Here is a 13,543-nt window from a genome sequence, read left to right on the forward strand (position 1 = left end):
ACCCGACCCGACCCTCATGCGACCCGTCATCATCGGCATGTCCTGCGGGACATCCTACCCCGACCCCTCCCGCCTGCTGTTCCTCGGCAAGTCGCTCGACTACGGCGAGCAGCGGTTGTCGGCCGCGCTGGCGCGCGCCGGCGCGCTGCCGTTCCTGTTGCCTGTCCTTCCGGACACCTCGCTCCTGGTCGCGCTGGTCGAGCGGGTCGACGCTCTGGTGCTGAGCGGCGGCAGCGACGTCGCCCCCGGGGTCTACGGCGAGGCCCCGCTGCGCCCCGAGTGGGCCGGCGACCCGGCGCGCGACGCCTACGAGCAGGCGCTGCTGGGCGCGGCGCTGGCCCAGGGCAAGCCGGTGCTCGGCGTCTGCCGCGGCGTCCAGCTGCTCAACGCCGCCCTCGGCGGCAGCCTCTACCAGGACATCGGCTTCCAGGTCCCGGGCGCGCTGGTCCACCGCGACGCCGCCCGCTACGACGACAACGAGCACACCGTGCGCCTGCACGACGAGTCGTGGCTGGCCCCGCTCTACGGCGAGCGGGAGATCCTCGTCAACTCGGTGCACCACCAGGCGATCAAGGCGCTCGCGCCCGGCCTGCGCGTGCGCCTGGGCCCCGACGGCATCGTCGAGGCCGCCGCCGACGAGCGCCGCGACATCTACGGCGTGCAGTGGCACCCCGAGTGGCTCGACCCGGGCAGCCCCCATTACGACCGCAGGGCCACCGGCGACCCGATCTTCGCCGCCTTCATCGCCCGCGTCCGCGTCCGCGCCGGCCTCGCGTGATCGCGGGGCCACGGAGGTCCCGCTCGACAAGCAGTCTCTCGCCAGAGCGCGCGAAGCTGCCGCGGCGCGACCATCACTCGATATCGATTTGCAGGACCGTCGGCTGGCCGTCGCGCTCGATGGCGAAGCGGCTGGTGCCCACGGTCCGGAGGTGCTCGAAGGCCGCATCGACACCGGCGACATCGACCACGGGAGCGCCATCGAAGGCCGTGAGCAAATCGCCGTTCTTGAGGCCGACGAGCTTGGGCAGGCTGTCGGCGCGCAGGGCGTAGACGAAGACGCCGCGAGGGACGCCGTCTTCGAGGAAGGGGATCAGGCGGGCCTGCTCACGCAAGGGCGCGGCGTTGACGGCAAGGGTGTCGACGAACCGTTGCTCGAGGGTGCACCGAAGGTCGTGGCAGCGCACGAACGGCGACGCCTCGTCACGCCGGGCGGCAGCCGTGTCAGCGGGCGGGTGAGCGTTGAAGGTGAAGAGGAACAGCACGCCGGCGCAGGTGAGGCCGGCGACGAACGAGTCGAGAGCGAGGTGGACGGACGAGCGCATGCAGGCGAGGCCTAGCAAGGCTGATGCCACCCTCGCGAGGATGGTCTGCCGAGAGAATCGCCAGCGAACGCCATGGGAGGCCGACATTTTGTCAGCCGTCTCGCCCGAGACGAGAGCCCGCGTCACCGCGCGTGGCGAAGGCACGCCCGGCGTCGAACTGCTCCCGGCTCGCGTCGCCCTCCTCGCGGCCGTCGCTCGCGGTGCCTCGCTCGGACCGTGTCGACGTCCTCCGCTCGCCCATGCACGCCGACCGCGCGCAAACGCGTCCCCTCGTCTCACCGACGTCCGACCCGCGCCTTTGGCCCTGCCTGCGCCCAGCAGCCGCTTCGCGGCCCTCTCGGCCCGCGCCGCTCGTCTGCCCGATCGCCGGGTCGCTAGATCTGCCGCCGCCTTTCCGATAGCCTGCGCGATCATGCGCGCGCGGCCGATCGCCCTGCTCTCGTCCTGCTTCCTCCTGTCCCTCGGCTGCGGCGAGGACCCGCGTCCGGGCGCCGACACCGACACCGGCGCGCAGACCACGATCGACTCCGGCCTCACCCCCGGCTCCGACGGCGACGACGCCACGAGCGCCCCGACCACCGGCGACGGGAACTCCGGGACAGGTACCACGGGACAGGACCCTACGGGCATGTCCTCCGAGACATCCGCCGACATCACCACCGCCGACCCGCCGGGCACCACCACCGAGGACCCGCCCGGCACCACCGGCGGCGGCGACCCCGTCCCCGGCGCCCTGTGCGAGCCGATCCCGAAGTGTGACGCCGCGCCGCCGACGATCCCCGGCCAGGGCGCGCCGGAGAGCGACCTCTCGCGCGGCCGCGACATGTTCTACGTCGAGGGCGAGGAGCAGTGGGTCCTCGCCAAGTTCACCAAGTGGGGCTTCCCGGCCGACAAGGACATCGAGGGCAGCGCCGTGCACCTGTTCCTCGACCGCGGCTGCGGCGGCGTCTGGGAGGAGCTCGGCGTCGCCATCACCACCGTCGAGGGCGAGCACGCCCCGGTCCAGGGCGTCGACGACTCCGGCGGCCGCGTCTACTACAAGATCTCGCAGTCCGACCAGCTGGAGCCGGGGCGGCACCGCGTATACGGCGTCGTCGAGGAGTTCTGGAACACCGTCGACATCATCATCGACGTCGTCCCCGCCGGCGCGCCGATCTTCGTCAGCGACGTCGACGGCACCCTCACCACCAGCGAGAACGAGGAGGCGTGGGACTTCCTGCTCGGCGACATCCCCGAGGCCAACCCGTTCGCGCCCGAGGCGCTGAGCCTGCTCGCCTCGAAGGGCTATCGCCCCATGTACCTGACCGCGCGGCCCGAGTGGCTCGATCGGCGCACGCGCGAGTTCGTCGAGCTGCGCGGCTTCCCCGCCGGGATCATCCACACCACGCTCACGTACACCGGCGGCATGGGCGATGCTGCCGCGGCCTACAAGTCGGGAGATTTCAGCTACTCAAGGACAAGGGCCTCGTCCCGACCTGGCTGTTCGGCAACAAGGACAGCGACGCCGAGGCCTTCGAGTCGACCATGATCCCGACCGACCACCGCGTGCTGTTCCAGTTCACCGACGCCGTCCACGGCGCCCGGCGGATCGACAGCTACCAGGAGCTCCTGGCCGAGTTCGAGGCCCTGCCCGACCTGTGTGACCGATGAGAGCCAGCACCTTCATCGCCCTCGCGGCCGTCAGCCTCGGCCTGTTCGGCTACACCCTCTGCCAGCTCGCCGGTCCCACGCCCGCGAGCGAGCGAGCGTCCGAGGTGGCCCGCAAGAAGGCCACCAGGACGGCGAGCGACGCGCCGGGCCGCCGCGACCTCCGCGACGAACGCGAGGCCCGCGACGCCCTCGCCGTCGCCCTGCGCAGCCGCCTCGAGCGCGCGCTCGAGGCCCCCGAGGAGCTGCCGCCGCTGCCGCAGCCCAACGACCGCCTCGAGGCCGAGACCGCCTTCGAGGTCGTCATGGACAAGATCGAGGGCCTGGCCGACAAGGGCGACAACCTGTCGAAGGGCCGGCGCAAGCGGCTCTACCGCGCCGCCAACGACGCCTTCGCCGCCCTCTCCAACCAGCTCGACGGCCAGAACCCGCACGACCTCGCCGCGCTCGAGCAGGCCCACGTCCGCCTCAAGGTCATGCTGCGCGAGATCGACGCCGGCCCCCCGGCTCCTGAGCCCCGCCCGCCTCGCCGCGCAGGCCCACGTCCGCCGGCCCGGCTCCTGAATGAAGGGGCATGTCCTCCGCGACATGCCCCTTCGCCCTGTCGCTTACGACATGCCCTTCGGGCCAGGCACCAGCGCCGCCCGCAGCCCGGCCGCCAGCGGCCCGCCCAGGTGGACGTCGTGGCCCTGGTGCGCCAGCGCCACCCCGGCCGCGCGCAGCGAGCGGAGGATGTGCGTGTTGGCGACGTCGAGCCCCTGGCTGCGGCGGGACGGGTCGGCCAGGTAGACCAGCAGCGCGAAGCGCAGGCCCGCCGCGGTCGGCCCGCGGAACTGCAGCTCGGCCGGCAGGTCCGGCCGCAGCTCCGGCAGCGCCGTCACCCCGGGCAGCACGATCGCCCGCAGCTCCTCCGCGGTGCGCCCGAACTCGACCGTGAACTCGCAGGCCAGCCGGACGGCCTGGTGCGGCCCGGCCGACTCGTTGACGATCCGCCAGGTCCCGAGCAGCGCGTTGGGCAGGTTGACCTCGACGCCGTCGTTCGTGAGCACCCGCGTCGAGCGCCAGCCGATGTCGGTGACCCGCCCGCGCAGCCGCTCCTCGACCACGATCACGTCGCCGATCCGCAGCGGCGCGTCGCCGTACAGCAGCACCGCCGACACCAGGTTGCCGAGCGAGTCCTGGGCCGCGAACCCGAGCACCGCCCCGGCCACCCCGGCCGACACCTGCCACGCGCGCACGTCGAGGCCCCACAGCACCATCACCAGGTACAGGCCGGCCAGCAGCACCACCCCGCGCACGAGGAAGTGGACCAGCCCCGTCGCGCGCCCCGCCGCCGGCCCGGTCTGCCCCGCGCTCGCCCCCCGCACCAGCGCCAGCAGCACCTCGTCGGCCGCGCGCACCAGCGTGGTCACCCACACCACCACGACCACGGTCCCGAGCACCGCGTCGAACGCCGTCTGCTCGACCAGCTTCAGGCGGTCGCCGGCCCACTCGAGCGCGACCACCACCACGGTCGTCCACACCGGCCGGCGCATCAGCGCCAGCAGGTGCTCGCCGAGGTCGCCCTGCCGGCGCGCGGCCGCCCGCGCCAGCGCCCCCGCGAGCGCGGTGCTGATCGCGTAGCCTATCACCAGCGCCAGGATCAGCCCGCCCGCGGCCTGCAGCTCCGGGCTCGCCAGCAGCTTGTTGAGGTCGAGCTCCTCCACGCGCCGGGCGAGCATCACCCGCGCGCCGCGGCCCGTCAACTCCCGGGCCGTCGGCGCTCCTGCGCGCCGCGCCCTTCAACATGCTCTTTTGGACATGTCCAAACATACACATACATTCTGGCGCGGCGCGGCCGGTCGTCGCCTCGTGCGACGTCGGCCGCGCCCTGACCGAGCCCGCCCCGCCCCTGGCCGGACCTGTGCGACCTCGTCGTCCTGGAGGCCGGCGAGGCGGTCGTCCTCGATCTCCGCGGCGTCGCCGGCTTCCGCACGATCACCGACCTCGCCGTCCGCGACCCCGGCCGCTTCACCGGCCGCGACCTCGCCGCCGTCGACGCGCTCGCCCTCGCCCCCGACGGCCCGCCTGTTCATCCTCTACCGCGGCGGCAGCGTCGAGGTCGGCGACCTCGCAGCGTTCGAGCGCGCCGGGTGAACAGCGTTGTTCGCAGCAGCCCGCGCGACCCCGAAGCCTGGGTCCAGCGCCGCGCGCCGGCGCCCGCCGCGAAAGTTTCTCCGCCTCGCAATTTTTCTCGCGGCTGCGGCGACTCCACGCCAGGACGGTGACGCCCATCATGTCCGGCCCTGCGAACACCCCTGCGACCGCCTCGCCCCGTGACACGCCTGCCATGGTGGCGCTTGCGACGTGCGGCGCGGGCCCCCTCGACCGGACCCTGGGACCGCCCTATCATCGAAACGCCGGCCCACGGCCGGCCCTTGCATAGGAATCACGCCATGACCCGACGCTGGCTCGACGTAGTGTTCTCCTCACGCCGCGAGCTGCGCCCGGCTCGCGCCCTGCTCTCGCCGACCTGGCTCGTCGCTCTCGGCGTCCTGGCCGTCAACGATCACCTGCTGAAGGGCGCCGGCCTGCTGCCGGGCGTCCTCACCGGCAAGCTGAGCGACTTCGCCGGCATGCTCGTCGCCCCCGCCCTGCTCGCCGCCTTGCTCGGCGTCACCAGCCGCCGCGGCCTGCTCCACTGTCACATCGCCGTCGGCCTGGTGTTCGCCCTCATCAACCTCTCGCCGGCCTGCGCCGACGCCTGGAGCTGGCTGATGGGCCTCGTCGGCTTCCCGTGGACGATCACCGTCGACCCGACCGACCTGCTCGCCCTCCCCGCCCTCGCCCTCGGCTGGCGCGTCCTCGTCCCGGCCATGCGGCCCGCCGCCGCACCTGTCTCTTCGGTCAGCCTCTCGCGCTGGCCCACCCGCCCCGAGTTCGGGGTCGCCGCGCTCGGCTCCCTGCTGTGCGTCGCCACCAGCGACACCGACGACGGCGGCGAGGGCACCTGGGGCGACGAGGGCGGCCTGCTCTACCAGGACTTCGAGGCCGACGTGTACCTGCACAACAGCCACGCCGAGCAGGACATCGTCGTGCGCGTGCGCGACCTCCTGCCCGACGTCGAGATCGACTGCTTCAACGTCCAGAGCAAGCCCGGCGTGCTGTTCTCCGAGGCCCTGTTCGGCGAGGGTCAGACCTGGTCGATCCCCCCGGCGCCAACGTCCCCGCCCGCGGCGACGTCCACGCCGTCACCCGCGAGTGTTACGCGGTCCTCGTCTCCAGCGACAGCATCGCGCCCACCGTGCTGTTCTGGAACGCCGGCGACATCTCGCTCGAGTGGATCCCCGGCCAGCACGAAAGCCCGGGCGAGTACCTCTCCGGCGCAGTCGAGCTCGTCGCCGACGACGACGGCCGGGCCGCGATCGCCGACTCGCAGCGAGAGATCGTCTTCCCGCAGCGCGACCCCGGCGAGGACGCCTACCTCCCCGGCTCCGACGCCGCGCGCGTGGCCTGGAGCGCCCCTCCGAGCGGCCTCCACCGGATCACCGAGCTCGAGCTGGGCAGCGACGGCTGCGCCGCCTTCGACCTCGACGACGGCCTGCTGCCGCGCTTCTACTTCTGCACCCCGCTGACCGAGCTGCCGTTCGAAGCCGGCCAGTACCTCTCGGTCGAGGATCAGGGCGACCTTCTCGTGCTCTCGCGCGCCCCCGACCCCAACGATCCGACCCCCGTCAGCCAGGTGCAGGTGGCCGCCTCGCGCGGCAACAACCTGCCGAGCATCAGCGGCGCCACCATCGCCGCCAAGCCGGTGTTCGACGCCGAGCTCGGCCCCGAGCTCGGCTGCGGCACCGTGGCCCAGCCGCAGGAGTTCAGCGCCGAGTTCGGCGGCGAGATCGTCCGCTTCGCGCCCGGCGACAAGGTCGAGCTCGACGACGGCGACCACCACCTCACCATCCACGGCGTCCACGCCGAGCGGCGCGTCATCCTCGTGCCCGAGTGCGCCGAGGGCCCCGACACTCTCGGGGACGACCTCGAGCTGGTCTACGTGTGGACCGCCTCGCAGCAGCAGCCCTGACCTTTCTTACATGTCTTAATCCACAGGAACCAAGAGCCATGTCACGACTCGACCTCCGCCTCGGCCTCTCTCCTGCTCCTCGCCCCCGCCTGCGGCGACAGCGGCGCCGCCCAAGACGCGGGCGGCGGCACCGGCGCCGAAGACGGCGGCAGCCTCGGCGCCGGCCAGGGCGGCGCCCAGGACTTCGGCCAGTTCAAGCAGATCCTCGAGCAGGGCGGCATCCCCGGCCCCGAGACCCTCGACGACGTCGGCTTCTTCAACGAGCACAAGATCGACCTGCCCAAGCCGACCTGCACCGGCGACGTCTGTCTGCACGGCCTCTACGGCGAGATGGGCAACATGATCTCCGGCACCAACTGCATCACGGTGCTCGTCGGCCTCAACACCGCGATCGACGTCACCAAGCTCGAGCGCCCGCCGCTCAACCTCGCCCTCGTCATCGACAGCAGCGGCTCGATGGAGGGCGAGCCGATGCAGTACGTGCGCGAGGGCCTGCTGCGCATGGTCGACGCCCTCGACCCCAGCGACCGCATCACCCTCGTCGACTTCGACAGCGACGCCGAGGTCAAGGTCGAGTACATCACCGGCGCCGACCCGGCGCTGGTCCAGGCGATCAACAACCTCGAGGCCGACGGCGGCACCAACATCTACGACGGCCTGCGCACCGGCTTCGAGCTCATGGCCGCCCACGCCGACCCGGGCCGGCAGAACCGCGTCGTCTTCCTGTCCGACGGCATGGCCACCGAGGGCATCACCAACGACGCCAAGATCCTCGCCATGGCCAAGGGCTACAGCGAGCAGGGCTACGGCCTGACCACCATCGGCGTCGGCGCCGACTTCGACGTCGCCCTCATGCGCACCCTGTCCGAGCAGGGCAGCGGCGCCTTCTACTTCCTCGAGGACCCCGCCGCCGTCCAGGAGGTGTTCGTCGAGGAGGTCACCGCCTTCCTCGTGCCGCTCGCCGAGGACGTCACGATCACCGCCGACATCGTCGACAACTACATCTTGCGGGCGATCCGCGGCACCAAGCTGGCCACCGTCGAGGGCAACCACGGCGCCATCGAGATCCCCAACCTCCAGCTCGCCCACCGCGAGACCGTCGACGACAACGAGGACGGCCGGCGCGGCGGCGGCGGGGCGATCCTCCTCGAGCTGCTCCCGCGCAGCGGCCAGCCGCGCGTCGCCGACGTCGGCGAGCTCAAGCTGCGTTACCGCCACCCGGTCGACAAGCAGTACGTCGAGGAGGTCGCCGCCATCCAGACCACCGTCGCCCCCGACCAGATCGACCTCGAGCAGGGCGTGTTCGACAACCCCAGCAGCGAGAAGGGGTTCGTCATGCTCAACATCTACGTCGGCTTCGACATGGCCGCCACCCGCGCCGCCCAGGGCGACCTCGCCGGCGCGCTCAACATCCTCGACGGCCTCGACGCCGCCGTCGACGGCTGGCTCGCCGACAACCCCGACTTCGACATCGAAGACGATCTCAAGTACATCCGCATGTTCGCCGACAACCTCGAGCAGGCCGGAGCGACCGCCGACCCCGACGCGCCCCAGCCCGAGCCCTGGCCGCAAGACTGAGCCGACCTGTCCTCGAGGGAATGTGCATCCGCCGCCGCCGCGCCCCCACGCGGCAGGCGCGGGCGTAGTCGCGCGATTCGGCGGGCGCTGGCGCGCGAGGTGACACGCGGCCCGCGATCCGGCGACACTCTGGCCTCGCGCCCATGGTCCCCTTCGATCGCCACCGACTGACCAATCTCGCCTTCGGGCGCAAATTGATGTTCTCGGCCGCCCTGCTCCTGGGCCTCGGTCTGTTCTTCGGCGGCTGGATCGCCAGCGTCCACCTCACGCGCTGGGAGACCTCGACGGTCGCGCTGTTCCAGTGGGGCGAGCGGCTCGGATCTTGCGCTCGCGCCGCGCCGACGTGTTCTGGGTCCTGTTCCTCGGCCACGCCGCCTCGCTGGCGCTCGTCACCTCCGTCTCCGCTTTCTTGCTGCGGAAGGTCGCGCTGGCCCGCGGCGCTCGCAAGGCGCTGATCGGCGGCCTCGTCATCCTCGGCACCCTCGACCTCGTGTGCTGGCTGCTGCTGCCGATGTGGGGCAACGCCTCGGTGCTGCTCGGCGGCGCCATCATCCTCGAGTCGATCCTGCTGCTCTACGTCGCCCTGCACCCGCTGCGGGACATGTGGATCTACCGCCGCTGGACCGGCACGGGCGGCCCGCCGGTGCGCGTCGCCATCGTCGGCGGCGGCTTCGCCGGCCTCTACACCGCGCTGCACCTCGACCGCCGGCTCGGCTACCACAAGGACCTGCAGATCACCGTCATCGATCGCCGCAACTACTTCCTGTTCCCGCCGCTCCTGCCGAGCGTCGCCGCCGGCTCGATCGAGACCCGCCAGGTCACCTACCCCTTCCGCCGGATCTTCGAGGCCGCCAACGTCAGCTTCAAGAAGGAGAGCGTCGAGGCCATCGACCTCGACAACAAGGTCATCCGCGCCCGCGTCGACGTCGACGACAACCCGGTCACCGGCGAGCCCGAGACCATCTGGTGCGAGACGCACTACGACATCCTCGTCCTCTGCCCCGGCTCCGACACCAACACCTTCAACACGCCGGGGGTCAAGGAGTACGCCTTCTTCATGCGCGAGCTCGGCGACGCGATCGCCGTCCGCAACCACATCATCGACAACTTCGAGCGGGCCGCGCGTGAGACCGACGCCGACCGGCGGCGCGAGCAGCTGACCTTCGTCGTCGTCGGCGCCGGACCGACCGGCGTCGAACTGGCGGCCGAGACCCGCGACCTCATCGACCACATCCTGATGAGCCGCTACCCCGAGATCGATCCGGCCGAGGTCAGCGTGGTCATGATCCAGTCCGGTAACCAGATCTTGCCCGGCTGGCACAAGGAGGTCGTCGGCAGCGCCGAGGGTCGTCTGCGCAAGCTGCGGGTCGACCTCCGGCTGGGCCGCCGCGTCGTCCACGTCACCCCGTTCGCGGTCACCCTCGACGACGGCACCAAGATCGCCACCCGCACCTGTGTGTGGTGCGCCGGGGTCAAGCCCGCGCCGCTGCTGGCCGCGTGCAACCTTCCGCTGCACAAGTCCGGCCGCGTCGAGATCGGCGACGACCTGCGGGTCAAGGGCCGCGACGACGTGTTCGTCCTCGGTGACGCCGCCTTCCTGCTCCACGAGGGCAGCCCCTTGCCGCCGCTCGGCCAGGTCGCGTTCCAGCAGGGCCAGCACGCCGCGACCAACATCGACCTGCTGATCCGCAAGCAGCCCACCAGGCCGTTCAAGTACTTCAACTACGGCGCGCTGGTCTCGGTCGGCGACAAGTTCGCGGCCGTCGACCTGTTCGGCGTGCGGATCTCGGGCTTCATCGCCTGGTGGGTGTGGCGCACGCTCTACTTGGCCAAGCTGGTCGGCTTCGGCAACAAGGTCCGCGTCGTCCTCGACTGGACCCTCGACCTCATCGTCGAGCGATCGATCTCCCAGATCGCCGCCGACCGGCAGGACTTCTCCGGCAACAAGTTCGCCGACAACGCCCCACTCGCGGCGCGCCCCCGCCCGCAGGACGGCGTGCCTGACGGATTGTCAGCGCCTCCGCCCGCCCACGTGCCAACCCAACAAGCGCCGGCCGCCCCGACCGCGCCGCCGGCCTGAATTCGCCGTCCTCTGGCGCGAGCAGCCGCTGGCATCGCCCTTGCTCAAGGGCTCGGCATGGTCCTCGCGCGCACCGCCCTCGCCGTCACTCTGCTCTCCGGCTCGCTCGCCCACGCCGCCGCCCCCGCGGCCAAGCGGCCGCCCCCGGACGCCCGCGCCGACGCCGTCGTGGCCGCGCGGATCGCCGTCGAGTACCACGACGTCCGCGCCCTCGCGCGTGTCCTGAAGGACATCTTCGCCGTCCAGCCCGACCGCGGTGAGGTGCGCGCGATCCTCGACGACACGCGCGACGCCACCCTCGTCGTGTTCGCCACCCCGGCGGGCCACGCCGACGTCCGCCGCGTCCTCGCCGACCTCGTCGCCGGCGCTCCCTGAGCTCGGCAGCCGGCTCGTATACCCTCTCCGGCCGCCCCGGCGGCCCGCGCCCCGAAATTGACCCGACCCAAAGGACATGTCCCCATGCGCAGCTTCCTCCGCACCCTCGCCTTCCCGATCGCCTGCGCCTTCACCGGCGCCGCCGCGGCCCTCTTCGTCGTCGCGGTGAACCAGGCCCCGGCGCCCGCGTGCCCCACGGCGCCGACGATCCACATCAAGCACGAGATGGCCCCGCTCGCGCCGCCGCCCCGGCCGATGGTCGCGCCGATCGCCATCGTCCACCCGCCGGTCGCCGCGCCCGCGCGCGTCCGGGCCCGCACAAGCCCCGGCTGGCGATCCCCGACGGCGCGGTGCGCTGCGCCGAGCCCGGCCGCTGCGTCGTCGACCTCGGCTTCTACCAGACCCTCCGCTACAACCCGTCGCTGCTGGCGAACGAGGCCCACATCCTGCCGTCGATCAAGGACGGCCAGCCGCGCGGCCTCAAGTTCTACGGGATCCGGCCCGGCAGCCTGCCCGGCCTGCTCGGGCTCAAGAACGGCGACCTGCTGACCCGCCTCAACGGCGTCCCGATCGACCGCGAGGGCGGCCCGAGCATCGCCGAGGCGGTGGTCCGGATCATCGGCGATCGCGACCAGCCGATCATCCGCATGAGCATCGAGCGCAAGGGCCAGCCGATGGAGCTCGCCATCGACGTCGCGGCGCTGCAGGACGCCGCGCCCCAGCCGATGCCGATGCCGAGCTGACATGCGCGATCGGTAATGCTCTGAAGGACATGCGCTTCACGACAGGCTCTTGAGAGCATGCCCTGGAGAACATGTCCCGGCCACGAGCCCGCGCCGGCGAGCACGTCGCAAGGACATGTCCCGAACGCTACCCGCGCCGGCGCGTGAGCGCGTCGCAAGGACATGTTCGAACGCTACCCGCACCGGTGCGCGAGCACGTCGCAAGGACATGTCCCGAACGCCAGCCGACGCCCGCGCCGGCGCGCGAGAATGTTGTAGAGACATGTCCTGAAAGCCAGATGCTCGCGCGAGGTCCGGCGGGCGAGCACCTCGCGAGGGCACGTCCGGACGCTAGCTGAAGCGCGCACGTCGGCGTCGGCGCGCGAGCAAGCCGAGCGCGATCAGCCCCCACGCCCCCGACTGCCCCGAGCCGCGGCAACCGCAGCCCTCGTCCGCGGCGGCGCCCGCCGTCCCGCTCGCGCTGCCGGACGTGCCCGCGCTCGCGTCCGCCTCGCCCGCGCCCGAATCATCGCCGGACGACGAGCTCCAGCTCGACTCGCCGCTGTCCGACTCGCCCCGCTCTCGCCGGTGGTCGGCGTCCCGGTGGTGCTCGGCCCGGGCGGCGGCGGCAGTGGGGGCGGCTCGGGCGGCGGCAGCGGCGGGGCCGGGTTGACCGCCAGCACGCGGACCTCGAGCTGGTCGTCCGGGGGACCGCCGCCGAGCGGCTTGTCGGCGAACCACGTCGTCCCCTCCTGGACCAGCGAGAGCGTCTGGAACACCTCGCCCGGGGCCGACGCGCACAGGCGAAACTCGAACCGGCCGACCGCTCCGGGGCGACCTCGCCGGCGGTCGCCACCCGCGTCGGCGACAGCCACGTGTTCGGGTCGTGCAGCGGCGACGGCTGATCGCGCGGGGTCGGTGCCAGGCGCGTGTCGCCGTTCCAGGTCGCGTCGCCGGTGTTGCGCAGATCGATCCACGCGTCGACGCACTCGCCGACGATCAGCAGCACCGGCGGCTTCGAGGCCAGCGGGAACGACTGCCCGACGTACTCGGCCCGGTAGTCCGGCGTCCCGCACGGCCCGCTCGTCGGCGGCCCGCCGCCCCACCACTCCCAGTGCCAGTCCTCGCTCGGCACCGTCGCCTCGAATCCGAACTCGTCGCCGTGCGCCTCGAGCCACGAGAGCACCCCGGCCGCCGCGGTGTTGAGGTCGAGCGCGTGGCCGCTCTGGTGATTGCTGTAACCTGGCTTCGCGGCCAGGTTGCAGTTGTTGCAATTGCAGTTGATGTAGCAGTTGTAGAGGTACTGCTGCTCCGCCATCGTGCGGAAGCCGCTGACGACCTTGATGCCGACGCCGTCGGCGGCCGCCGCCTGCTGCATGGCGTAATAGGCGTTGGCGGTCTCGACCTCGACCGGCTTGCCGTCGACGGTGACGACGGTGATCGTGAACGAGTTGCCCTGGACGTAGCCGACGTCCTCGTGCTCGTCGCAGTCGATCGCGTACGTCGGCATCAGCGAGCCGTCGAAGTAGACCGGGTCGTCCGGCTCCGGCTCGTGCGGCCCCGCGTGCGGCGGCCCCGACGAGTCGGCCAGCTCACGGGCCCCTCCTCGTGCAGGCCGGCCCACGCCGGTGATGCGAACAGGATCGATCCGAGCGCGACGCCGACCATCCGTGGTGCTTCGTGCATTTCCGCCCCCTCATACCGCTATTAGCCCCGCCCTCGCGGGCGCGCAAGCCCTGCCCTCGCTCGCGCACCTCCTCGC

General features: G+C 72.1%; 12 protein-coding genes and 1 pseudogene. 8 read left to right on the forward strand and 5 right to left on the reverse strand.

What is annotated here, in order from left to right:
* Positions 1-16 precede the first annotated feature (16 nt).
* Positions 17-778, forward strand: a complete 762-nt coding sequence (locus tag OV079_RS25470) for a gamma-glutamyl-gamma-aminobutyrate hydrolase family protein (RefSeq protein WP_267771469.1) — start codon at positions 17-19, stop codon at positions 776-778.
* Between the two features lie 73 nt (positions 779-851).
* On the opposite strand, the gene OV079_RS25475 is transcribed toward OV079_RS25470, so the two are convergent.
* Positions 852-1,322 carry a PDZ domain-containing protein gene (locus tag OV079_RS25475; protein ID WP_267771470.1) on the reverse strand — a complete coding sequence of 157 codons (471 nt, stop codon included), beginning with the start codon at positions 1,320-1,322 and terminating at the stop codon, positions 852-854.
* A gap of 412 nt (positions 1,323-1,734) precedes the next feature.
* Here OV079_RS25475 and OV079_RS25480 point away from each other — a divergent pair, with 412 nt between their 5' ends.
* On the forward strand, positions 1,735-2,850 hold the full coding sequence (locus OV079_RS25480) for an LNS2 domain-containing protein (RefSeq protein ID WP_267771472.1): 1,116 nt from the start codon (positions 1,735-1,737) through the stop codon (positions 2,848-2,850).
* Positions 2,847-2,972 (forward strand): hypothetical protein, encoded by a 126-nt coding sequence (locus OV079_RS25485; protein WP_267771474.1) that lies wholly within the window; start codon positions 2,847-2,849, stop codon positions 2,970-2,972. Before OV079_RS25480 ends, OV079_RS25485 begins: the two co-directional genes overlap by 4 nt.
* A 605-nt stretch (positions 2,973-3,577) precedes the next feature.
* Here OV079_RS25485 and OV079_RS25490 read toward each other — a convergent pair.
* Entirely contained in the window at positions 3,578-4,714 is a 1,137-nt protein-coding gene (locus OV079_RS25490) for a mechanosensitive ion channel family protein (protein ID WP_267771476.1), read from the reverse strand.
* A 690-nt stretch (positions 4,715-5,404) separates the two neighbouring features.
* Here OV079_RS25490 and OV079_RS25495 point away from each other — a divergent pair.
* Positions 5,405-6,583, forward strand: a complete 1,179-nt coding sequence (locus OV079_RS25495) for a hypothetical protein (RefSeq protein WP_267771477.1) — start codon at positions 5,405-5,407, stop codon at positions 6,581-6,583.
* 458 nt (positions 6,584-7,041) lie between these two features.
* Here OV079_RS25495 and OV079_RS25500 read toward each other — a convergent pair whose 3' ends face one another.
* On the reverse strand, positions 7,042-7,341 hold the full coding sequence (locus tag OV079_RS25500) for a hypothetical protein (RefSeq protein ID WP_267771478.1): 300 nt from the start codon (positions 7,339-7,341) through the stop codon (positions 7,042-7,044).
* A gap of 24 nt (positions 7,342-7,365) precedes the next feature.
* Between OV079_RS25500 and OV079_RS25505 the strand changes: the two genes are divergently transcribed.
* From OV079_RS25505 to OV079_RS25520, 4 genes are all read left to right on the forward strand, one after another.
* Positions 7,366-8,604, forward strand: coding sequence for a vWA domain-containing protein (locus tag OV079_RS25505; protein ID WP_267771479.1), 1,239 nt, complete (start codon positions 7,366-7,368; stop codon positions 8,602-8,604).
* A 322-nt stretch (positions 8,605-8,926) separates the two neighbouring features.
* Positions 8,927-10,684, forward strand: coding sequence for an NAD(P)/FAD-dependent oxidoreductase (locus OV079_RS25510; protein WP_267771481.1), 1,758 nt, complete (start codon positions 8,927-8,929; stop codon positions 10,682-10,684).
* 57 nt (positions 10,685-10,741) lie between these two features.
* Positions 10,742-11,059 carry a hypothetical protein gene (locus OV079_RS25515; protein ID WP_267771483.1) on the forward strand — a complete coding sequence of 106 codons (318 nt, stop codon included), beginning with the start codon at positions 10,742-10,744 and terminating at the stop codon, positions 11,057-11,059.
* 188 nt (positions 11,060-11,247) lie between these two features.
* The gene (locus tag OV079_RS25520) at positions 11,248-11,802 is read left to right on the forward strand and encodes a hypothetical protein (protein WP_267771485.1); all 555 of its coding nucleotides are present in this window, start codon (positions 11,248-11,250) and stop codon (positions 11,800-11,802) included.
* A 330-nt stretch (positions 11,803-12,132) separates the two neighbouring features.
* Here OV079_RS25520 and OV079_RS58545 read toward each other — a convergent pair.
* Positions 12,133-12,219: pseudogene (locus tag OV079_RS58545) on the reverse strand (MYXO-CTERM sorting domain-containing protein); the annotation flags it as partial.
* Between the two features lie 88 nt (positions 12,220-12,307).
* Entirely contained in the window at positions 12,308-13,405 is a 1,098-nt protein-coding gene (locus tag OV079_RS25525; RefSeq protein ID WP_267771487.1) for a M15 family metallopeptidase, read from the reverse strand.
* Positions 13,406-13,543 lie beyond the last annotated feature (138 nt).

The organism is Nannocystis pusilla (assembly GCF_026626665.1).
GTDB lineage: Bacteria > Myxococcota_A > Polyangia > Nannocystales > Nannocystaceae > Nannocystis > Nannocystis pusilla.